The organism is Photobacterium sp. Ph5 (genome assembly GCF_022129445.1).
In the GTDB taxonomy this organism is placed as follows: Bacteria; Pseudomonadota; Gammaproteobacteria; order Enterobacterales; family Vibrionaceae; genus Photobacterium.
Genome location: NZ_JADQAQ010000059.1, coordinates 1 through 21,835 on the forward strand (window position 1 = coordinate 1; position 21,835 = coordinate 21,835).

Genomic DNA, 21,835 nt, shown 5'->3' on the forward strand with positions numbered 1-21,835 from the left:
CCACCGATGCCAGAGAAGTTATTAACCTTAGCTGAGTCTCGGTGGTAATCAGGTTATATTTACTCTCCTGTTTATCCAGTTTTATATCATTTGGGGAGAATTCGTCATGATATGTTTTTGCTCCTGCAAATAACAAGCAAACGATGACGGTGGTTAAACATGTTGATACAAAAAAGAACATTAAAATAGTGAGCATTGCTGAAAATACCATTAGAAAATTACAAGTAAACTGGTTGGTGTACCTATTGTTACATTTGTATACTTGAAAGTATACCTTTTAGCGTCTAGATGATGTCTTTAATGTGCTTTTTATGTGTTTCTATGATTTGATCGTGTTTATTGTCAAATTTTAAATGTGATATTTTGTTACAGGCTTATGCTGTATTACAGCTTCAACGTACTCTGAATATATGATCTTTCTGAAATTTCATTTCCCTTAATTACTTTCTTTAAATACTGTTGTTTTCCTTCAAAAAGCGCATAGTATTTCCATCATTTCTTGATGGATTAAGGAAACTATAATGTTAAACATGATTAGCTTAGATATTGATAATGCAGTGGCGTTTTCAATTGATGGCAAGGTCACTGAAGATGACATGAAGCGTATTTTATATGATGCACAAGCGAAAACCGAAGTACATGGCAAGATTGTGATTTTTGAACAGATTGATAATTTTGATTGAATTGAATTTTCTGCGCTGCTTGAAGAAGTACGTTATGTGTTTCATGCGGGAATTTCGCATATTGCCAAGGTTGCAGTGGTTGCTGATAAACAGTGGATTGAAAAAATCGTCAAAGTGGAAGATAAGCTGTTTCGTAATATCGATATTCAATTCTTCCAGCCAGAAGAAAAAGATCAGGCGATCGAATTTTTAAAACAGCAATAATGTGATTGATAATAACCATGCACAATAACTGATCTTATTATGTGCATGGTTATTGGCTGTATAAAGCGTACGTTAGCGGTAAAATATCGTCTTAAACACGTTTAAAGATAATTGACGTGTTAATTCCACCAAACGCAAAGTTGTTGCTCATAATGTATTGGCAATCAAGGTTGCGCCCTTCACCACGAATGTAGTCTAAATCACCACATTCAGGATCAACATTATCTAGGTTCAGGGTTGGGTTAAACCAACCGTTATGCATCATTTCTAAACTTAACCATGCTTCAATCGCGCCACAAGCTCCAAGGGTATGGCCTAGATAGCTTTTTAGAGAGCTAATTGGCGTGTTGCTACCAAAGATACCTGCTGTTGCTTGGCTCTCGGCAATATCACCTTTCTCAGTGGCTGTGCCGTGGGCTGAGATATAGTCAATATCACTGGGTGATAAGTTCGCTTGCTGTAGTGCCATTTCCATACATAATTGCATGGTTTCTTTTTGTGGTTGTGTCACGTGGGCGGCATCACAGTTGCTCGTAAAGCCAACCACTTCAGCATAGATCTTAGCGCCACGAGCAACCGCATGGTCGTATTCTTCTAATACTAATGTGCCTGCACCTTCACCAATCACTAGGCCATCACGCTCGGTATCGTAGGGGCGGGGCGTTGCTTTAGGCGTGTCGTTTTTAAGGCTGGTAGCAAAAAGGGTATCAAAAACGGCAGACTCTGTTGGGCAAAGCTCTTCAGCACCGCCAGCCACCATCACGGTTTGATAACCGTGTTTAATGGCTTCATACGCATAACCAATCGCTTGGCTACCAGAGGTACATGCACTGCTAGTTGGGATCACACGACCACGTAGACCAAAGAATAAACCGACATTCACCGCAGTGGTGTGAGGCATCATTTGTACATAAGTGGTAGCGGTAATAGCGCGGGTGCTTTTCTCATTTAGCATTACACCAAAAGCACTGATCGCAGGGGTACTACCGGTTGAAGAGCCGTAAGCGATACCGGTTTGACCGTTAGTCAGTACATCGTTGTCTAGCAATCCTGCTTGGATAAGTGCGTTTTCAGTTGCCAATGTCGATAGCTTAGATACACGTCCCATGGCACGGGTTTTCTTACGTGTATAGTGTTTTGGCAGGGTAAAGTTTTCAATCGGTGCGGCAAGTTTGGTGTTTAAGCCATCATACAATTCATAGTCTTGCATGTAGATCGTTGCATTTTCACATGCACGCAGTTTTGGCTCAATATGCTGCCAATCGTTACCAAATGCAGTAACCCCAGACATGCCCGTAACAACAACACGACGACTCATACTAAACCTCCGTTCACAGAAATGACCTGACGAGTAACATAAGCGGCAATATCAGACATTAAGTAGCTAACTAATCCGGCAACTTCTTCTGGCTCTCCCATACGACGTAGCGGTACTTGCGGTAAAGCATGCTCTTTAACATGCTCATCAACCATTCCTGTATCTATCAGTCCCGGTGCGACACAGTTGACGGTGATCTTACGTTTTGCGAGCTCTAGTGCTAGTGACTTAGTTGCACCAATCACCCCTGCTTTTGCTGCGCTGTAGTTGGTTTGTCCTCGGTTGCCAGTGATCCCTGAAACAGAGGCTAAGGTGACAATACGACCGCCTTTACGCTTTTGTACCATAGGCATAACGCAAGGGTGTAACACGTTGTAGAAGCTATCAAGGTTAGTGTGGATCACGCCGTCCCATTCTTGCTCTGTCATTGCTGGAAATGCGGTATCTCGGGTGATACCGGCATTACTTACCACACCGTAATAAGCACCATGTTCAGCAATGTCTGCATTGAGCTGTTCGCGGCATTGTTCACGGTTGCTGATATCAAACTGAATTAAGCGGCCTTCACCGCCTGCTTCTGTAATTGAAGCTAATGTTGCTTCAGCACCTTGTTTATCACTCATGTAGTGAACGGCGATTGTAAAACCATCTTTAGCCAGCTGAATAGCAATCGCGCGACCGATACCTTTACTGGCACCTGTTACGAGGACGTGTTGAGTCATGCATTTTTCCTATTATTGTTATCTAGTTGCATTTGTTCTAATTGTGATTTTGAGGGAACAAATGCATTGAGTTGACTGCTTGCAACGATGTTATCGTTAACCATGATCTTGCAGTCAAAAACAGCCATGCCGTTATTTTCCATAATTTGTTCAGCATGAATGTCTAAAATTTCGTGTTCTTTGAATACGCTTAATTCACTGTGGTAGCGACGGCAACCTAAGAGAAAGCCGATCGGTGAATCATCACCTTTTTTCCAAGCGTGATAGCCTGACCAACCTGCGACACTTTGTGCCATAAATTCAATTCCAACATAGCCGGGAACAGATTGCGTTTGTGGATCGAAATACAGGCAATCGGGGCGGATCACAACACGGCAATGAATATGCTTTTCTCCCACATCAATCAGATCATCAATAAGGATCATCGGTGCTTCATGGGGTAGTAGTTGATGTAATGGAGGGCAATTAGTCATCGGTACGTCCAAGAATAAGGCTGATGTTGTTGCCACCAAATGCAAACGAGTTACTGAGCACAACGGGTTTGGTTAATGCCATATCCGCTGAGGCTAATTGAATTGGGAGATCGTCTGCGACAACACCATCATTAATTTGCTTTGGCAGTGGTAAATTATAGCGAAGTAAGTGCCAACAAATGGCAGCTTCAATCGCACTTGCAGCCCCTAGAGTATGTCCGGTAAGAGGTTTGGTTGAACTCACGGGGACGTGATTACCAAACACACGGGCAAGGGCTTTTGTTTCCATTGCATCATTTAAAGGCGTTGCCGTTCCATGGGCGTTGATATAACCAATATCGTTTGGTGTCAGGTTGGCATCGGCTAATGCTTTACGCATTGCCACTTCAGCCCCTGTGCCTTCTGGGTGTGGGGCTGAAATATGATGAGCATCAGAGCTATCGCCGACACCAAGCAGTGCAATATGCGGTGTTGATTGATTTTCATCTGGGGTGCGAGCAAGCAGCATAAAAGCCGCCCCTTCACCAATGTTGATCCCGTTGCGATTATCACTAAATGGGTTACACAAACGGCTTGAAAGTGAATCTAAGCCGTGAAAACCATTAAGGGTTAAGCGACAAAGACTGTCAGCCCCACCGACAATCACCGCATCGACTAAGCCCGCTTTTAGCATTCGCTTTGCCGATAAAAATACTCGACCGCTAGATGAACATGCGGTTGAAAGGGTGTAGCAAGGCCCTGTTAATTGGTAATAGTCAGCAATAAATTGTCCAGTATTACTTGGCTCTTGCTGGTGGTAGTGATAACTATTTGGGTAACTGCTTGTTTCTTTTCGTGTCGTTAGCGCTTGCTCACCATCACTGATCCCAGAGGTCGTTGTTCCAACAATCACTGCAATACGATCATTACCGTATTGCTTAATGGCGGCATGGATCTCTGGCTCAATTTGTTGCAGTGCAGATAAAGCTAAACGGTTATTTGCGGTATCTTGGTGCGTAAAACGTGTGCTATCAATATTTGGTAGTGCAGATGAAACTTTGCCAACGACAGTCTCTGTGCCGTCATTTAGCCAGCCTTGTACGGTTAGCATATCTGGGCTAACACCTTGGCGTAATCGTTGGTGGATGGTGTCATGTTCGCAGCCTAACGCTGAGTTAAACCCACACCCACGAATATAAATTGGCTGTTTGTCGGCGATTGTTTGCATAGTGCTGATATCTGGCTCTTTGATATTGGTTATTTAAGACTTTATCGTTATGAGTGAGAGATTATTTGCCTGACTCATGTTGGCTTGATTGCAGTGTTTTAATACCGATCGTGTAATGTTGCTGATGGTTGATAAAGGTAATATCACCTTTTAGCGGATCGCTATTTTTATAATCAATATCTGCAATTATATCACCTTTACTATCAATTAATTGACGGTGATTATGAGTTTGTTTTAATTGCCAACCTACTTGCTCTAATGGGGCTTTCCAAGCATTGATCGGCCATAGCGTGATCATGATGTTAAATAATACTTGTTTGGGATCGGGTAATGTTGCTCCTAACCCAGGTATAACGTACGTCTCAACTTTCTGATCTTGATAATCTAAACTTAAAATACGTGTTCCCCATGAAGAAAAACCCGCTAACGCTACTCGCTTCGGATCAACTTGGAGCTGAACCGGAAGCTGGTGGCTTTGTTTTTGCCATGTTGCAGTGATCAGCTGGCTGGCTGTTAATGAGTAACCCAGTTGAGCTGGTGTTGGTAAGGTCACAAGCGTATTGGGCGCAATTTCCACTTGGTTTTGTTGCACCATAGGTTTGCTGGCGCATCCGACTAATACCACGCTCGCCATCAATACGGCAATCATACTTTTAGCGTGTTTTTTTATGGTTTTCATTGCAAATAGCCTTATTGATGTTGTTGCGATGGTTTTACTTTGCTCATCGCTAATGGGGCTAATAGCCAAGCGATGATGATGCCTGTCAGTACAGTGATCCCAAAACTATGGATAGCTTGAGTTTCACTCAGCGCAAGTAAGCCAAATGACAAAACAGTGGTTAATGCGGATAAGGTGATCGCCAATAATGTGGTGATCCCTTGCTGGTGCGCTGTTTCTGCTTTTAGCTCTGCAAAAAATAGACTGTAATCAATCCCGATACCCAAAATTAAGATCAGAGCTAATAGGTTGAACAAGTTAAGTGGTGTACCTGTTAGGCTTGTGATTGCAATACCCGCCATACCTGCAATTAAGGATGGCGCGATCATTTTCACCCCTTGCTTGAGGCCATAACGCCAAGCTAATAACAGATAAATCGCAAAGGTCGCCGCGATCAATAGCCAAGTCACGTGCTCTCGGTATTGTCCGAACAGAGTTGAAATCTCATCGGCTTTGTTTAAATACGTCAGTTCACTGTCGTTATGCGTTAGCTGTTCAATAGCGTCTTGCTGCTTAATGTCATGAAGCAACATCACCGCGCTGTATTTACTGACACCATTTTTATCTTTTAGTGCGTCGAGCCACATAAAACGCAGTGGTGCTGAGATCGGTGATGTCAAGAAATGCGCCATGGTTAAAGGTTCAAATGTGGCGGTGAAGCTAACAGGTTGTGCTAGATTTAAACTTTGGCTAAGTGCCGTACCTTGCTCTTTATATAGCTGTTGGACTAACTCGAAGTTAGCTTTTTGCTGTTCAAGCGTCGGGATATATTGACCAAGGCTTTGGTAGCTTTTTAATGCTCCTTGTTGAATTAATCCATCTAAGATGTGATCGGTAGCTGCTATTTTATTGAGTAATGCTTTTTGGCTATCTGCTTTTACTAGCAACATTTGTTGGCTACTGCTTACACCTGTGATGGCTTTAATCGTTGCTTCTTGTTGCTGTAACGACGCAGGAAGGGCTTGCAGTTGGCGAATATCATCGTTGTAAGTCGCTTTGGTTAAACCATAGATGGACAGCAGTGCTAATAGTATAGGTGTAACCCAACGGATACTGGGTTGCTGCCATAGATGCAGCCAGCGACCTAGTGTGCCCGCAAAAGGGATCGCTCGAGGCTTACTTGGTTTTGCTGCAAGGGTTGGGTACCAACATACAACGGTGGCGTAAGCGGCGGTTAAACCAATCGCTGAGAATAAAGATAGTTGCTGCAAGCCAGGGAAGGGCGCAACTAACATGCCTAAATAACCAATCAAACTAGTGATCAAACCGAGCGTGATAGCAGTAAATATATGTTTTAAACCTTGCTGAGCGTTCCAATGTTTACCTGCCGCTAAGCGATCGGTAAGGTAATGGAAAGCATAGTCGATGGAAACGCCAATCAAACTGGCACCAAAGACCAAACTAAACAGATGCACTTTGCCAAAAACAGCAACCGTTGCGACAAATGCAGCGACTAAACCACAGCTAATTGAAAGCAGGGCGAGGGCTAATGGCAACGTACTGCGATATACCGCAATCAGTAATATAATAATGCCTAGCAATGAACCTAATCCAATCGTACTGATTTCATTTTCTGCGCTTTTTGTCCCATGTGCCGCATAGAAAATCACCCCTGTTTGCTGAATATCTAATGCAGAGCCTGAGTGTGAATACTTACTTTCTATTTGTTGTTCTAAAGCGTGTAAAGCAGGAAGTTTATCTTGTAATCCAATGTTATAGGCTGAGCCAGCAAGGTTAGCGGTAATTAAAGCGTAATGCTTACCTTGATATTCCGTGGTGAGAAAACCTTGTTTGAGACTGAATTTTCCAGCTTTGGCTGTGAGATCGGTAAGATATTCACGAAATAATAAGAATGGATCGTTAGTAAGCTCTGTGCCTGTAATGCCAGAAAACGGATTATACATGGTGTTTAATACGTTCTGTGTTTGTTGCTCGGGGTGTTCTCGTAATCGTGTTTGTTGCTCTGGCGTGAGTAATTGAAAGCGTTTGGGGTAATAAAGCTTGGCCCATGCTTGCTGTTGATCTTGACTGACTTTGGCATCGATATGGCTAAATAGTTTTAGCGATGGTAATGCTTGGCTAAAATCGTTGGCTGCTTTAAGCATGGTATCGCTGTTTTCACTGCCGACAACAAAGACGACTTTGTCGCTCATGCTGGTGGCGATATGATCAAACGCTTGTTGAGCAATAGGATCTTGGCGATTTTCAGGTAGCAGTGCCAAGATGTTAGTTTCGATAGGGAGTTGTTTACGCGCAGTGAGTTGGTAGCCTAGTGCGGCTACCAAGATCAACATAATCGCGAGCCATAAGCTGGCTAACTTAGAATTGGAAAACACGTTTTTCTTCTGATGTCAGAGCTGTTGGAGTGGTTTTTTGTTGGCTGAAAGTGATGAGGGTTTTATCACCTCGAATCTCGGCGAGTTCAAGCTTATTAATGAACTGACTACCTTCAATTGAAATTTTGCTAAAGACTTTATTTAATGGTGCTGTTTTTGGAGTAAGCACTAACTGCCATTGATTATGAGTCTTACTGTCTTTTAAGGTTTTCAGTGATAATTCAAACTGCTCTGTAAGCTGTGAGGTATCGCCTTTAAACATTGATAAGAATACATGACTAAAGTAAAACACCATTGGGTTGTCACTCGCCGTCAGTATTTGGGCTGGTTGATTGTCAAATTGCTGGCTTAGTTTATCTTGTGTTAGGACTAAAGAGACCGGCATGGGGGTTGTTTGATGCCACCATAATCCCTTTTTTGCTGATAAGAGGAATTGGCCACTTGAAATTAATGGTTGTTCAAACATAGCCATTTCACGTTGCTGTTCAAAATCACCACGCACTAAGAGTTCAGAAGATAAGTTTTTTTGTAGTTGTTCTAGAGTAATAGCATGTGATGATAAGCTAGTAAGTACTAACATAGAAGCAGTAAGTGTGATCTTTGCCACCCGTTTAAAATGGGCACTAAAGTGAGAATGATTACGCATTGTTGGCATTGTATGTCTCCACTTTTTCGGTAAATATTTTAGGTGAAACAAAACACATTTCACGTTTTTCTATACTAACAGCCACTTGCATTGTGTGCCCCTTCGTCATACGAGTACCCGTTTCAGCATCATAAATCACGTAATCAACCCGTAGACGATTTTCCCATTCAGTTAATGTTGCTGTTACTCGAATTGGGTGATCATAGGGAATCGCTTTTACGTACTTGACTCGGGTATCAATGATAGGCCACATATAGCCAGATGCTTCCATTTGACGGTAACTGTAGTTAAGTTTTTCCATCAAAATACGACGAGCTTCTTCAAAATAGCGGAAGTAGTTACCGTGATAAATAACGCCCATTGGATCGGCATCTTGAAAGTTTGTGGTGAGTAATATTTCTGCACTAATCAAGATAGGTTTGCCTAATGTCATTAATCGATTTCCCTACACACATAAAATAAGAAAATATAAGTTATCAAGATGATAGCTAAAAAAACTATACTCACTCTGTATGTAGAGTGAGTATTTGGTTAATTTTTTAAGCGTGATAGAGGTTAGTGATATAACGCCCAGTGCTGCTGCTGAATCATATCAATGAATAGACGTAAATCGTGCTCAAGCGGGCGATCTTCAATCACAGGTTCAAAGTGTTCTAACACGGATTGATTCATCTTTGTTAACGCAGGACTGAGGTGTGAAGCGTTAAGTTCATCATCACGTTTTCTTAGCTCAATCGCTTGAGTTGCAGCTAGTAATGAAGCGGCAGTCACCTGCTCTGTTAACTGTAAAACACGTAAACAGTCACGAGAAGCAATGGTGCCCATACTCACTTTATCTTGGTTGTGGCATTCCGTTGAGCGAGAGAAAACACTGGCTGGCATCGTGTGTTTTAATGCTTCTGCCGTCCATGCTGAAATCCCAATTTGCACGGCTTTAAAACCGTGATTGATTGGCTTACGTTCACCAACGGCACCGGTTAAATTAAATGGCAAGCCATTATTAAACTTATAATCCATTAGTTGAGCCATTTGACGATCTAATAGATCGGCAATGTTAGCCACTGCCGTTTTTAGAGTATCCATTGCCATTGCAATATGACCACCATAGAAGTGACCACCGTGCAATACACGCTCGTTATCACCATCAATAATAGGGTTATCGTTGGCGCTGTTTAGCTCGTTCTCAATCATTTGGCGTAGCCAAGGTAGGCTGTCTTGCAGCACACCAATTACATGCGGTGCACAACGTAATGAGTAACGATCTTGCAAGCGATCACTGTTACGAGGTGGACGCTCTGCTTGCAGATCAGAACGTAACCAACTAGCAATAAGTTGCTGACCAGGATGTGGTTTTACCGCAAATAACGCTTCATCAAAGTGGAAATCATTACCTTGCATAGCAACAGACACCATCGCGGTGATCTTGGTTGCCATCTGCGCGAGATATTCTGCGCGTTTATAAGCTAAACAGGCAAGAGCCGTCATTACCGATGTGCCATTCATTAGCGCTAAGCCTTCTTTAGGCCTTAGCTGAATAGGCGTAATACCAAGCTCATTAAATACTTCTGCGGTTGGGCGCACTTCGCCTTTATAAATTACATCGCGCTCACCAATTAAGGTTGCAGCAACGTAAGACAGCGGGGTTAAATCACCACTGGCACCCACAGATCCTTCTTCTGGAATACGTGGCACGATGTCGTGGTTAATCAAGGTTACTAATTGGTTCAGTAGCTCATGACTTACACCAGAAACCCCTTGAGATAGCGAGCATAAACGGGTGGCTAGTACAGCACGGGCTTGCTGCGGTGCTAATACTTCACCTAAACCACAGCCGTGGAAACGGGTTAAATGCAGCGGCAGTTCATCAACTAGTTTTGGTGGGATCGCAACTGTACATGAATCACCATAGCCAGTGGTTACACCATAAATCACGCCTTCATCTTTGAGCAGGCGTTCAAGGAAAGCGACACCGCGATCAATTTTTTCGTTGAATGCAGCATCATTGTTCATTTCAGCATGGGCACCATTAGCGATAGCGCAAACGTCTTCAATCGTGAGGCGATCGGAACCAAACTTAATGGTTTGTTGAGTTGTTGAGGTATTATTGGTTGTCATTGTTCTTTCCACTAAGCTGCCAAAAATTAAAAAAGTTGTACCATTGCAATGGTGCTTTGATTGTGTAGGACTCTAGCCTTGACGCATATTGTTGTACAGTTTCTTGTAATGCCGTTTCACGCGTTTTACGAGGCAAAATTAACTGTTTACTAAAAGGTTCAAAGTAAACATCAAAGTGTGGTATCGCTTGGCTATCATCACGTAGACCAAAGAGTGTATAGACTGGCACTTTTAGCACAGAAGCAAGAATAAAAGGCCCTTGTGGGAATGGTGCAGGTTTGCCTAAAAATTCTGCCCATACCACACGTTGTTCTTTGGTCACTGAAGTGCGATCACCAACAATCACCAGCCATTCACCTTGCTCGACTTTTTGCTGCAACATGATCGCGGTATCTGCACCTAGCTCGTTAACTTGAATAAGATTGAGATCAGAATCTGGGTTAATGGCTTTGAGTACCGCATTAAAGCGTTCAGCGTGTTCTGTAAAGACTAATGCGTTGATCTTAATATCGGGATGGCGAGAGCTTAATGCTCGGCATAGCTCTAGGTTGCCAAGGTGTGAGCCCAACACAATGATGCCTTGTTTGTGTTTTGCCAGCTCATCAAAGTGTTCGTCACCGTGAATAGTTAAGTTATTTTCAGAATAGTCGCCTTTCCATGCTACGAGCTTGTCTAACATAGTGTGACCAAAAGACAGTAGATGATCGTAGCTGTTAAGCCTTGCTGGCAAGGCTAGCTGATTGTCGCTGGCGTAGCTTTCAAGTTGCTCTAGATAATCTTCTGAAGCTTTTCGCGCTTTCTTACCGGTTAAGTAGTAATAACCCATAACGGCTTTTAACAATATGTTAAATGCTTTTCGACCCAGTAGTGAATACACCGCAAGTAGGGTCTTAATACCTACAATGGTGCCGCGCTCAGCGTGTGAAGACCAATGCTGTTGATCGGTTGATTTACGTTTAATCAGCTTGGGAATACGTGGCAACATGCCGAAAAACAGTTTGGTATGCATCCAACTGATTTTGACGTTATCCCACAGTGCATCAAAGTGAGAGATGCCACCTTCTGGATAAATAACTTTGGTATCAATAAAACGAATATCGCCGTTATCCCAGTAAAAACGCACCATGATTTCAGTGTCAAAATCCATTCGCAGCCCAAGTTTATTGTGATTAATCACATTAATGATTGGACGAATAGGATAAGAGCGAAAGCCACACATGCTGTCTTTAATGTTAAACGACAGGGTTTCAATCCAGACCCAAATATGAGTGGCATAACGACCATAGAGGCGAGATTTAGGGATTGATTCATCGTAAATCGGTTGGCCTGAAATCAGTGAATCAGGATAGTTTTTTGATTCATTGATCAGCTTAGGTAGTGCTGATAAATCGTGCTGACCATCGGCATCAATTTGAATGGTATGGGTAAAGCCAAGTACTTGTGCCTGTTTTATGCCAGCGATAACTGCCCCCCCTTTACCTTGATTTTGCGGCAAGGTAACAATGTTGATATTGGGGCGTTTGGCTTGTTCCGATAAAATTTTACGGGTGGCTAATTCACTGCCGTCATCAACAATGACAATGGGGTAATCGTAGCTTATTAACCCATTAACAACGGCTGGCACTGTTGCTCCGTGGTTATAGCAAGGGATCAGAAAACAGGGCTTAAATTCACACATGTTGACGACCTAACTTAATTTTTCCTGATGAATGTTTATGTAGCGTGTTATCAGCATCGATTGAGGTATAGCTAAAATGCAGTTTTTGCTGATCGTCACGCCATTCTAGTGTGAGAGTGATGGTGCTATCTGGCAAAATTGGCTCTTGGAATTTAATCACATCCATGCCGTTAAAATGAGTGGGGATATCAGCAAAGTATTGCTTCGCAAACTGCACTGCCCAGTCAATTTGGCTTACACCGGGTAATAACGGGAAAGATGGGAAGTGCCCTTTAAAGTCAGTGAGTTGGTTGTCAGGGCGCAAGATAAGCTCGGCTGTATAACCATCAATGTGTTGAGCGAGTAATGTTGGAGTTCTATTTATCATCATTATTATGCTTATAGCTAGACGTCATCAGTAAATAACGATTCTAGATCGCTAACTAAACGCTTTCCTTGCGTATTTAAAGGAATACTATCAACGAGGCGATAGCTACGCGGAATGCCCACAGGCTCAATCCATTGGCGTAGTTGCTGTCGCAGGTGCAACCAAAACTTTCCTTTTCCACGTTGCTGAATGTCTTTTTTACCTTCATTTGAGAGTGTAATCACTGCGCCTAAAATAAGACGATTATTTTGCTCTAATGGCAATACTGCCGCTTCGTCAATACATGGTAGCGAACATAAACGTTGTTCAACATCGGTTAACGAAATGCGTTTTTCTTCTACTTTTATAATGCGGTCGGTACGACCTTTTAAAATGAAACGATCGTTATCGATCTGTTCACAATGATCACTCGTTTGATACCACAGATCTTGATCAATAAATGGTGATAAGATCTTAAGGCATTGCTCTGCATTCAGTGCGATGTCAATAACAGGGAAGCGTTGCCATGGTGTCGAATTATCATGTTGCTGACGGTAAGCAATCCCCCCCGTTTCCGTGCTACCAAAGACTTCAAAAGGTAATTGTTCAAAGATAGTAAGGCATTGTTGGGCTGCCGCTAAAGGTAACGGCCCACCAGAAGAGAAAATTACGCGATAGTTTTGTGTTTTTTCTTCATTATCAAGGCGCTTTAACAACGCAGGGCTACTAATGAGTACACAATCATCGCTGGCGTGTGCCATTACTTGTTCTGGGTAGATCAAATCAAAACGACTGAAACTACGATCGCAGCACAGCGGCCATAAAATACGAAACAGTAAACCATAGATATGTTGGTGTGAAACGGTACTAACAATCGTGGTTTGCGCTAATTGTTGTCCCCATAGCATTTCTAATTGGGCGATTTCGTTATTTAATAACGCGAGGTTTTTGATAATGGCTTTAGGTTTTCCGCTAGAGCCAGATGTAAACAGCGTCAGTTGAATATCAGCGAGCGTTAGCGGTTCAAATACAATAGGAAAATTGAGTGAAGACTGCCAGTTTATAGTATTCAGCTTGAGGCTAATACACGATGCTGGGCATTGAATATTGTTATCGTGGAGTAAGCCATCAAAATGGTGGCTAAGCTCTGCAAGTGCCGCTGGCTGGTGATTTCCGGGTAATACAATGCGCTGTTTACTGTGGGCTAATGCCATAAAGGCCACTGCAAAGAAGTAGCTATCTTCGCAACATATTGCCCATTGTTGTTGCTCATGGCTGTTTAGTTTTTCACACAGCAAAGCAACATCGTTGTGAAACTGCTGCCACGATTGATTACCTGATGGATCGACAGACACCGGAGATTGGCGCTCAGACTGCTGCATTAATTGAGATAACGGAATCATTGTTGTCGACAGTATTAATGGTTTCATGGTAATTCCGGTGTTGAAGGTAGAACAAATAGAGAGGAGCAATAATTAGGAATCGATTTCTCACTGTGATTTGCGCTGAACAAACTGTCGTACAACCCATTCAATCGCAAATAGACTGCCCGCAAGAAGGTAGCTGATCAAACCGTTGTATAACGTCCATATTTGCAGTGGAAGAAAGCAGGTCGCAAGCGCGATTGATCCATTAACAATGAAAAATATGCACCATATCTTAGTTACATTGCGCGTATAGCGAACGCCACTTGGTGGTAAATCAGATTCTTGAAGCCGTGCTAGTCGTTCAATCAGGCTTTGTTTTTGCCATAAACTGGCACTAAACAGCCCAAGCATAAGGATATTGACGATCACTGGATAATAGAGAAACCAGCCATGTTCACGAAAAATGCTGCCGAGTAAAGCAAGGATTAATCCCGCGCCACCGCTGAGCCATGCAATATATTTAAGTTCACGAAGTTGAGTTTGTTTCGCCGCGATAATGCGGAGTAAAAACAACACTGCCAGCAATCCAGCAACAACGCCTAACCCCCAACGGCTTAAACCATAGTAAACCGCGAGAGGATAGGCGAGTAACGCTAATGCTGACACACCTGTCAGCAAACGCATCATCAATTATTCCTTAACAAGCTCGATCACTGCATCGACCACATCATCAACGGTACGGACAGTTTTGAACTCTTCAGGTTTAATTTTCTTACCGGTAATGTTTTGTAAGTGAACGACTAAATCAACGGCATCAATACTGTCTAAATCAAGTTCAGTGTATAGATTAGTTTGTGGTTGAATGTCATCTGCATCAAGCTCAAACAGTTCCACAAGAACATTTTTTACTTGGTCAAAGACTTGGTTACGATTAGCTTCTGTCATATTTTTTACGCTATTTTATGAGTTTTTATTATTTGAAATATAGTTTGCTAAGTTAGCAACAGATGCAAAATGCTCACGGGTATTGGTGTCATCTGCATCAATGACGATATTGTACTTCTTCTTAATCGCTAAACCCAATTCCAACGCATCGATAGAGTCTAAACCTAGGCCATCATTAAATAGTGGGGCATCTGTTTCAATATCATCAACAGTAATATCTTCAAGGTTTAATGCATCAATAATGAGTGTTTTTAATTCGTTATGTAGTTGTTCCATAGTACCTACTTATGATTATTATCATGATGCTGAACAGTGTGTTGAGCAGGAAAAAGAGCAGCATCAAGATAACGGTTGAGCTTACGCGCTGCTGTTGTGGCGGAGTCACTAGTTTCAATAAATGATCCAACCGTTATTTTATCCTTTACTTCGACTAAGAAGAAAGGTTTGCTGTCGGGAACTTGATACCATTTTTTTTCTTTGGTTAAAAAGCTGGGTTCAACCGTGATATGAATAACACGGAGATCCGACGCTGTGCGAACTGCTATTTGTGCAGCCCCACGTTGTAATTTTGATTTTTTCCCTGGCGTAGTACGGGTACCTTCAGGAAAAACGAGTAAGACATTACCGTTACTTAAGCGTTGACTGCAGTCATCGAGTAAGCTTTCTGGATCTTTATTGGGAATATAGCCTGCGGCTTTCACAATACCTTTCATAAACGGGTTATGCCAGATAGCGGCTTTCACTAAACAGTCGCATTGAGGGAGTCGAGAAGCGATCAGAACATAATCAATTAAGCTGGGGTGATTTGCCACAATAAGGCAATTTCTATCGCTCTCTAATAATTCTGCGTTTTCAAAGCGATAATCAATCGTGCCCCAAAAACGCATGGTGCGACAGAAAAAATCAAACGATTGTTGAATTATTTTCTGTATTTTAAATTCGCGCTGTTGGGTGTTTTTCGCCGTACGTGTCATTAACGGGAAAATAATAAAGGTTAAGGTGAGTGCGCCTATACCAAATAAACTAAAGCAAAATCCGGTGGCAACAATACGCCAATATTTATTCAGCTGTTGTGACAGCGGGAGTCTTGAATCTGTCACTAGTTACATACCCAGTGCCAGTGATGACGTTGATCAGAAAGGCTAAACGCTTTGTCACCTAAAGCGAGGTGTTTAATCACATCTAACGTTTGTGGGAATCCTATCGCGATTTCCTTATTATTTTCTTTTTCTGCTGCGCTCCATTGCAGCGTATAGCCATTACCAGCAGATAAAATGGCACTAAAAGCGTAACTTTGGTGATCTTGTGTTTTAAACTGTTGGTACTGCTCTGGTAGTGGTTCGTCAAAATCAACCAATAAAACCTGATGGTTAGGGTTATCGGCTAAATAGCATGCGGCTTCAATCAAAGCGGAGTGAAGTGTGTGTTCACCAGCCGATAACGATGTTACCGTGATTGGCTTTTTGGTGATGATGGTATAAAGCCCAGCAGCCGTATTGTGAACTGATTGCGAGAAGGCGATGGGGGATGCATCGTCACCATCAAGTATTGACTCTATAAGGGTCACAGTGCGATGCAATTCACCATGACGACTAGAAAAGATGATGTAATCAATCTGTTGTTCATCAGCAATGTGTAACGCAGTTTGTAACGCCAATTTAGTTAAATTACTCATACGACGTCGCATCATCGGCGGTATTTTATCAAACACAATAGGCTCTGGTGCTTGAGGCCAGTTTTGGGTTATTGCCCATTGCTGCCATTCTGCGAGAGATGACAAGCCAAGTGAGCGAGCTTCCCACTGGTTGATTGTAAAGTGCACAGAGTTCATGGTTAACCGTTTGCGTAAAGTCTATTGTTCTAATGAATGTGTCTTATGATAATAAAGTCTACCTGTGATTGAAAAACATATTTGTGGTGTTATGGCACGCAACATGAAAAATATTATGTAATATTTTTAATATGTCAGTTATTCGTAGGTGGTATATTCATCTTGTTTGTTGAAGTGAGTTTGGATGATAATGCTTAAGAGTATTAACTAAAATAATGATGATCCCTAAAATGAAAAAGACACTACTTAGTATAATGGCGAGCTTTTTGATCGTCGGTTGTACCAGTAAACCAGTATTGAATTTAAATGATGTGTATGTACCGAGTACTGTTACAGGGCAACAACATTCTATTGATGATGTTCAAAAAGCGATATTAACTGCTGCTGAGCAACGAGGATGGAGTGCTCGAGTCATAAAACCTGGCTTGATTGTGGCTACCCTTTCTGTTCGAACTCATACCGCAACGGTCGACATTCCGTATTCAGCATTAAATTACAGTATTGATTATAAAAATAGTCAAAATTTAGATTATGACGGCACAGATATTCACCGCAATTACAATAATTGGGTGGTAAAATTATCTCGCTCTATCCAACAGCAATTAGGTTTAAATGCTCAAAACTATTAATAAAATTACCGTAATAAGTGCATAGATAATGATATTAACTAATGACGGATAATTTGTTTTAAAACAATAAGAGCGGGCAAAGGGTCGATAGAATAAGCGGCAACTGTTTAACCTATGTAGGTGTCGTGTGACCGATTATTCTGTAGATCCTTTTAATGCTCTTGATGCAAAAACAGAAGCGCAAAAACTTGCCTTTGCTCCTATCGTATTTCAAACCGCTAAATCACTGCGTGATCTTGGGATTTTAGCGGCATTAGATGAAGTAAAAAAAGACGGATTGGATGCTGTTGCAATTTCAGAGCGAACAGGGATCAGCGAATATGGTGTAAAGGTATTATTAGATATGGGGCTAAGCGCACATATTGTCACTTGGCACGCACCAAAATACCGTTTAGCCAATTTGGGTCATTATTTACTGCATGATGGTATGACTCGAGCAAATGTCGATTTTACTGCAGACGTTTGCTACGCTGCGATGATGCACCTTTCTCAATCCATTAAAGAAAGCAAACCCGCAGGTCTTGTGGAACTGGGTGATTGGGAAACCATTTATCAAGGACTATCTCAATTACCTGTAGCCGCCAAAGAAAGTTGGTTTAATTTCGATCACTTCTATTCTGATCGTTCATTTCCGTTACTACTTGAACGTGTCTTTGCGAAAAAGCCTAAACACTTATTTGATATTGGTGGTAACACGGGGAAGTGGGCGCAACAGTGCTGTGCGTATGATCCTGATGTGAGCGTTACTATTATCGATTTACCACAACAAATTGAGATGGCACTTATACAAGCCAAAGAAAAAGGGCTGGCAGATCGCATTTCGGGTGTGGGGACTAACTTACTGGATAAATCTCAAGCATTACCGCAAGGAGCGGATGTATGGTGGATGAGCCAGTTTTTAGATTGTTTTTCACCTATGGAAATACTGAGCATTTTACGTCGTGTACGTGAGGCTATGTCGCCTGATGCGGTAGTATATATTTTAGAGCTTTTCTGGGATGCACAGCGTTACGAAGCGGCGACCTATAGTTTGAATGCGACCTCGTTATATTTCACTTGTTTAGCCAACGGTAATAGCCGTTTCTATCGCAGTGATGATTTTCTAGAAATCGTCAAAGAAGCGGGCTTTATTGTGACAGAGCGTGAAGATAATATTGGTTTAGGTCATACCTTATTAACGTTATCAGCCGTATAAACGAACCGAATCATTCATTATAAGCGATCATTTGCGTGGCTTGCTCTCGGTTATTTTGTCTCACGTATTGCTCGGTGTTAACTAACCACTGGGCAATATTTTGCTGATAACGAGGATGGTCGCCTGTCATGGCCCTCGCGTGGCGACAATTATCGAAAGCCATAAACTGTTTATTCCCCTTAAGCTGTTGATAAAGTGTTTCACCAAATTCAAACGGCACAACGTTATCTTCTTCACAGTGTACTACCAAGGCATGACTTTCGGGCACACGGTGTAAACTTTGCTCGGCGGCATAGTCATCTCGCATAAGAACCAGCGCAAACCAATCATAGAGTTTGCCTAAAGGGCTTTGGCTTAAAACAAATTGTGCTTCTTTAACGTAACTGGTAAAGGGGGAGTCGAGAATAATGCCGTCAATTTCAATCGGATTATCAGCCCAAGCCCGTAAAAAGATATTACTGCCAGTAGAGGTCGCGACAACAAATAACGGCTGGTGGTTATATTGATTGATGTAATTGAGGACAGAGATCGCATCAAGGTACGCGTCTTTATCTGTTGCCGTACCTGTTGAGTGACCAAAACCAGAGTAGTCGAAAGTGATCACGTTAAAGCCATAATCTGTCAGCCATGCGACTTTTTCTTGGGTTTGCTCCATTTGCCCACTGTTGCCATGAAAGTGAACCACAGTGCCGCGATGTTCAGGTGACGGCATAGAAGAAGTATTCATGGGATGATAATAGCGATAAGCAATTTTATTGCCAGAGAGCGAATCAAGCCAAACGACCTCTTTACTTGGCATATCATTATTTGATGGTGAGAAAAATGCTTGGTTGGCACAACCAGATATTACAGGAAGTAATAACAGAGTCAGAAGCAAAAAAGAGTTCATGGGCATCTTCCTGATTTGTCATGACGTATTAATAAGTGTGTACGTCTTAAAACGGAAATGTGATCTCTCCTGTGAGAAAATAAAACAATGTCTATCATTGCTGTTTTTTAAGTTAAAGCGATCCCTGTTGTATGGTGTGAATAAATAACTTTGCTAAACTCTGCGTTGATAATATATCTAAGCTGCTCGTTGCTTCTTATCTCACACTCGTCAGATAAGATATTTATAATGTTAATAAAAGGAAAAAGATGTTGAACAGTAGACAACGTACCCAAGTTGCAATTATTGGTGCAGGCCCATCAGGCTCAGTTGCCGCAGCGTTGTTAAATCAAAATAATATTGATGTTGTTGTCTTAGAGAGAAACACTTTTCCTCGTTTTTCTATCGGCGAAAGTTTATTACCTGCCTGTATGGAAGTGATCAAAAAAGCCAATATGCTCGATGCAGTAACAGGTGCTGATTTTCAATATAAAAATGGTGCCGCGTTTCGCCGTCGTGATACTTACACAGCGTTTGATTTTCGCGATAAATTCACAGTAGGTCCCGGTACGACTTACCAAGTACAGCGCGGCAATTTTGATAAAGTGTTAGCCGATGAAGCGGCTAAACAAGGAGTTGAAATTCGCTATCAACACAGCGTAGAAGCAATTGAATGTGGTGACACTCTCTCAGTTATTACGATTCGAGATGAGTTAACAGGGCAAACCTATGCGCTAGAAGCCGACTTTATTTTAGATGCCAGTGGTTTTGGGCGTGTATTACCGCGTTTACTCGATTTAGAACAGCCGTCTTGTTTACCTGTGCGTCATGCTATTTTCACCCATGTTGTGGATCATATTGAAGACAGCGGTATTGAGCACGATCGTGAAAAGATTTTAATTTCCGTTCACCCAACCAATGAAGATGTGTGGTTTTGGCTTATTCCATTTAGCAACGGGACTTGCTCATTAGGAGTGGTGGCAGAGCCTGAATTTTTAGCCCAATACGATGCTGATGAAAAAACAGCATTGCAGCAAATTGTGGCGCAAGAGCCAACATTAAATAAGCTGCTTAGCAAAGCAGAATACGCAAATCATGCAGCGCAAATTGGCGGTTATTCTGCCAATGTTAAACACCTTGCGACGAACAACTATGCGTTATTAGGCAATGCAGGGGAATTTCTAGATCCTGTATTTTCATCAGGCGTGACCATTGCAATGCAATCGGCAGATTTGGTTGTTAGTGCCTTATTGAAACAATTAGCAGGCGATGACGTTAATTGGCAGCAAGAATATGCCGATAAATTAATGGTAGGGGTAAATACCTTCCGTACTTATGTAGAAGGCTGGTACTCTGGTGAATTACAAAAAGTGATTTTCTATACCGATCCCGATCCTAAAATAAAACAGATGGTGTGCTCGATTCTGGCAGGTTATGCATGGGATCAGAAAAACCCGTTTGTTGCCCAATCTGAACGTCGTTTAAGAACCCTCGCTGAAATTTGTAGTTAAGTTGCCTTGCGCCTATTTCAAGCCATATTCAATGGCTTGAAATAGTAATATTGGTTTTCATAAATAGCGCAGCATAAGCGTGATTTTTGTCTTAATTTAATTAGATAGAAGGCGTATAACTAAGGCATAAGCTATTGATGAGGAGAGTTCCGATGTTTCCAGAATACAAAGAGTTAATCGATTCTTTAAAAGGTAAAGAAGTTGCTTTTGATCGTCTATATGATAAACACTGCGCGCTTAATGCTGAAATCGAAAAGATGACTGCGAAAGACGGCTTTGATGAAGATATTATTGATAAGCTTAAAAAAGAAAAATTATTGCTTAAAGATGAAATCTTGGCTTATTTAAAAAGTGTAGAAGCTAAATAATCATTTATTCGTCAACAATAAGTGAATAGAAACAGAAAAGATAAGTGCGAGCTTTTCTTTTCTGTTTTTTTATTTGTCTAAATCTAGCAATCAATAACAAATGGCTATAGTGAACAGAGTGCGTTACTCATTAGATAATCTGTATTTATCACACTGCGACCATAGCTTTACCTAACACAGCTTTGGACAAAGGTAAGCTAGGCAATTTGCTCTATTTGGACTGATAGGTATTAGGAAAAGTAGGGGTAACGTTCGAATAACGCCCAATTAAGTACTGAGTAACGCTGCCACTTAACTAATATATTGTGCCGTAAACACTAATGCTGATTCAAACTGGAAATGCCGAGCGTTGCGAATCTGCTTGAATTGCTTGTTGAACGAAGCCGCTGCGCGGCAGAGTGAAAACTCACAACCTCAACTACGGTAAATACACCTTTCTAAAAGGAGTATTTATCATGAATAAAGCACAGCAACATCGTTCAGAATATCTTTATGAACAACACCTTATCCATCTCACCTTGCAAGGTAAACGTCCCGCTACGATTGATGCTTATAGTCGTGCGCTACGTCGCATTACCCATCAACTGGATAAATCGCCAGACACGTTAACTACCGACGATCTGAAACGGTATTTTACACAACTGATCAAAACACATTCATGGAGTACCGTGAAAA

At 41.8% G+C, this 21,835-nt stretch carries 26 protein-coding genes; 7 read left to right on the forward strand and 19 right to left on the reverse strand.

Features of this window, described 5'->3' with window-relative positions; all coding sequences use genetic code 11:
* Window positions 1-196: hypothetical protein (locus tag I3259_RS17440; RefSeq protein WP_238030996.1), on the reverse strand; the 196-nt coding region annotated here is incomplete at its 3' end.
* A 325-nt stretch (window positions 197-521) separates the two neighbouring features.
* On the opposite strand from I3259_RS17440, the gene I3259_RS17445 reads away from it, so the two are divergent.
* Entirely contained in the window at window positions 522-683 is a 162-nt protein-coding gene (locus tag I3259_RS17445; protein ID WP_238030997.1) for a hypothetical protein, read from the forward strand.
* A 15-nt stretch (window positions 684-698) separates the two neighbouring features.
* Window positions 699-887 carry an STAS/SEC14 domain-containing protein gene (locus I3259_RS17450; protein ID WP_255721390.1) on the forward strand — a complete coding sequence of 63 codons (189 nt, stop codon included), beginning with the start codon at window positions 699-701 and terminating at the stop codon, window positions 885-887.
* Between the two features lie 91 nt (window positions 888-978).
* On the opposite strand, the gene I3259_RS17455 is transcribed toward I3259_RS17450, so the two are convergent.
* The 17 genes from I3259_RS17455 to I3259_RS17535 form a co-directional block, all read right to left on the reverse strand.
* Window positions 979-2,205, reverse strand: a complete 1,227-nt coding sequence (locus I3259_RS17455; RefSeq protein ID WP_238030999.1) for a beta-ketoacyl-ACP synthase — start codon at window positions 2,203-2,205, stop codon at window positions 979-981.
* On the reverse strand, window positions 2,202-2,927 hold the full coding sequence (locus I3259_RS17460; protein WP_238031000.1) for a 3-ketoacyl-ACP reductase FabG2: 726 nt from the start codon (window positions 2,925-2,927) through the stop codon (window positions 2,202-2,204). The genes I3259_RS17455 and I3259_RS17460 overlap by 4 nt, the downstream gene beginning before the upstream one ends.
* A complete protein-coding gene (locus I3259_RS17465) occupies window positions 2,924-3,400 on the reverse strand; it encodes a hotdog family protein (RefSeq protein ID WP_238031001.1) in 477 nt (158 codons plus the stop codon). Before I3259_RS17465 ends, I3259_RS17460 begins: the two co-directional genes overlap by 4 nt.
* Window positions 3,393-4,607 (reverse strand): beta-ketoacyl-[acyl-carrier-protein] synthase family protein, encoded by a 1,215-nt coding sequence (locus I3259_RS17470; protein ID WP_238031002.1) that lies wholly within the window; start codon window positions 4,605-4,607, stop codon window positions 3,393-3,395. Before I3259_RS17470 ends, I3259_RS17465 begins: the two co-directional genes overlap by 8 nt.
* Before the next feature lie 61 nt (window positions 4,608-4,668).
* Complete coding sequence (locus tag I3259_RS17475; protein ID WP_238031003.1) at window positions 4,669-5,286, reverse strand: DUF3261 domain-containing protein; 618 nt, start codon at window positions 5,284-5,286, stop codon at window positions 4,669-4,671.
* An 11-nt stretch (window positions 5,287-5,297) separates the two neighbouring features.
* Window positions 5,298-7,661 carry an MMPL family transporter gene (locus I3259_RS17480; RefSeq protein WP_238031004.1) on the reverse strand — a complete coding sequence of 788 codons (2,364 nt, stop codon included), beginning with the start codon at window positions 7,659-7,661 and terminating at the stop codon, window positions 5,298-5,300.
* Entirely contained in the window at window positions 7,645-8,316 is a 672-nt protein-coding gene (locus tag I3259_RS17485; protein ID WP_238031005.1) for an outer membrane lipoprotein carrier protein LolA, read from the reverse strand. The genes I3259_RS17480 and I3259_RS17485 overlap by 17 nt, the downstream gene beginning before the upstream one ends.
* A complete protein-coding gene (locus I3259_RS17490; protein WP_238031006.1) occupies window positions 8,300-8,740 on the reverse strand; it encodes an acyl-CoA thioesterase in 441 nt (146 codons plus the stop codon). Before I3259_RS17490 ends, I3259_RS17485 begins: the two co-directional genes overlap by 17 nt.
* Before the next feature lie 122 nt (window positions 8,741-8,862).
* The gene (locus I3259_RS17495) at window positions 8,863-10,422 is read right to left on the reverse strand and encodes an aromatic amino acid ammonia-lyase (RefSeq protein WP_238031007.1); all 1,560 of its coding nucleotides are present in this window, start codon (window positions 10,420-10,422) and stop codon (window positions 8,863-8,865) included.
* Window positions 10,409-12,100, reverse strand: a complete 1,692-nt coding sequence (locus I3259_RS17500) for a glycosyltransferase family 2 protein (protein WP_238031008.1) — start codon at window positions 12,098-12,100, stop codon at window positions 10,409-10,411. Before I3259_RS17500 ends, I3259_RS17495 begins: the two co-directional genes overlap by 14 nt.
* Window positions 12,093-12,467, reverse strand: a complete 375-nt coding sequence (locus I3259_RS17505) for a 3-hydroxyacyl-ACP dehydratase (protein WP_238031021.1) — start codon at window positions 12,465-12,467, stop codon at window positions 12,093-12,095. The genes I3259_RS17500 and I3259_RS17505 overlap by 8 nt, the downstream gene beginning before the upstream one ends.
* A 17-nt stretch (window positions 12,468-12,484) precedes the next feature.
* Window positions 12,485-13,876 (reverse strand): AMP-binding protein, encoded by a 1,392-nt coding sequence (locus tag I3259_RS17510; protein ID WP_238031009.1) that lies wholly within the window; start codon window positions 13,874-13,876, stop codon window positions 12,485-12,487.
* 60 nt (window positions 13,877-13,936) lie between these two features.
* On the reverse strand, window positions 13,937-14,500 hold the full coding sequence (locus tag I3259_RS17515; protein WP_238031010.1) for a hypothetical protein: 564 nt from the start codon (window positions 14,498-14,500) through the stop codon (window positions 13,937-13,939).
* 3 nt (window positions 14,501-14,503) lie between these two features.
* The gene (locus I3259_RS17520) at window positions 14,504-14,758 is read right to left on the reverse strand and encodes an acyl carrier protein (RefSeq protein WP_238031011.1); all 255 of its coding nucleotides are present in this window, start codon (window positions 14,756-14,758) and stop codon (window positions 14,504-14,506) included.
* A gap of 15 nt (window positions 14,759-14,773) precedes the next feature.
* A complete protein-coding gene (locus tag I3259_RS17525) occupies window positions 14,774-15,034 on the reverse strand; it encodes a phosphopantetheine-binding protein (protein WP_238031012.1) in 261 nt (86 codons plus the stop codon).
* 5 nt (window positions 15,035-15,039) lie between these two features.
* The gene (locus tag I3259_RS17530; RefSeq protein WP_238031013.1) at window positions 15,040-15,858 is read right to left on the reverse strand and encodes a lysophospholipid acyltransferase family protein; all 819 of its coding nucleotides are present in this window, start codon (window positions 15,856-15,858) and stop codon (window positions 15,040-15,042) included.
* Complete coding sequence (locus I3259_RS17535; protein ID WP_238031014.1) at window positions 15,858-16,589, reverse strand: beta-ketoacyl synthase chain length factor; 732 nt, start codon at window positions 16,587-16,589, stop codon at window positions 15,858-15,860. Before I3259_RS17535 ends, I3259_RS17530 begins: the two co-directional genes overlap by 1 nt.
* Window positions 16,590-16,819: 230 nt before the next feature.
* Here I3259_RS17535 and I3259_RS17540 point away from each other — a divergent pair, with 230 nt between their 5' ends.
* Together I3259_RS17540 and I3259_RS17545 are read left to right on the forward strand one after the other, a co-directional pair.
* Complete coding sequence (locus I3259_RS17540; RefSeq protein WP_238031015.1) at window positions 16,820-17,218, forward strand: hypothetical protein; 399 nt, start codon at window positions 16,820-16,822, stop codon at window positions 17,216-17,218.
* A gap of 127 nt (window positions 17,219-17,345) precedes the next feature.
* Complete coding sequence (locus I3259_RS17545; RefSeq protein WP_238031016.1) at window positions 17,346-18,413, forward strand: methyltransferase; 1,068 nt, start codon at window positions 17,346-17,348, stop codon at window positions 18,411-18,413.
* Window positions 18,414-18,423: 10 nt separating this feature from the next.
* On the opposite strand, the gene I3259_RS17550 is transcribed toward I3259_RS17545, so the two are convergent.
* A complete protein-coding gene (locus tag I3259_RS17550) occupies window positions 18,424-19,302 on the reverse strand; it encodes an alpha/beta fold hydrolase (protein ID WP_238031017.1) in 879 nt (292 codons plus the stop codon).
* A gap of 248 nt (window positions 19,303-19,550) precedes the next feature.
* On the opposite strand from I3259_RS17550, the gene I3259_RS17555 reads away from it, so the two are divergent.
* From I3259_RS17555 to I3259_RS17565, 3 genes are all read left to right on the forward strand, one after another.
* A complete protein-coding gene (locus I3259_RS17555) occupies window positions 19,551-20,792 on the forward strand; it encodes an NAD(P)/FAD-dependent oxidoreductase (RefSeq protein WP_238031018.1) in 1,242 nt (413 codons plus the stop codon).
* A 152-nt stretch (window positions 20,793-20,944) separates the two neighbouring features.
* Window positions 20,945-21,160, forward strand: coding sequence for a DUF465 domain-containing protein (locus I3259_RS17560; RefSeq protein ID WP_238031019.1), 216 nt, complete (start codon window positions 20,945-20,947; stop codon window positions 21,158-21,160).
* A gap of 455 nt (window positions 21,161-21,615) precedes the next feature.
* On the forward strand, window positions 21,616-21,835 hold a 220-nt coding region (locus tag I3259_RS17565; RefSeq protein WP_238031020.1), incomplete at its 3' end, for a phage integrase N-terminal SAM-like domain-containing protein.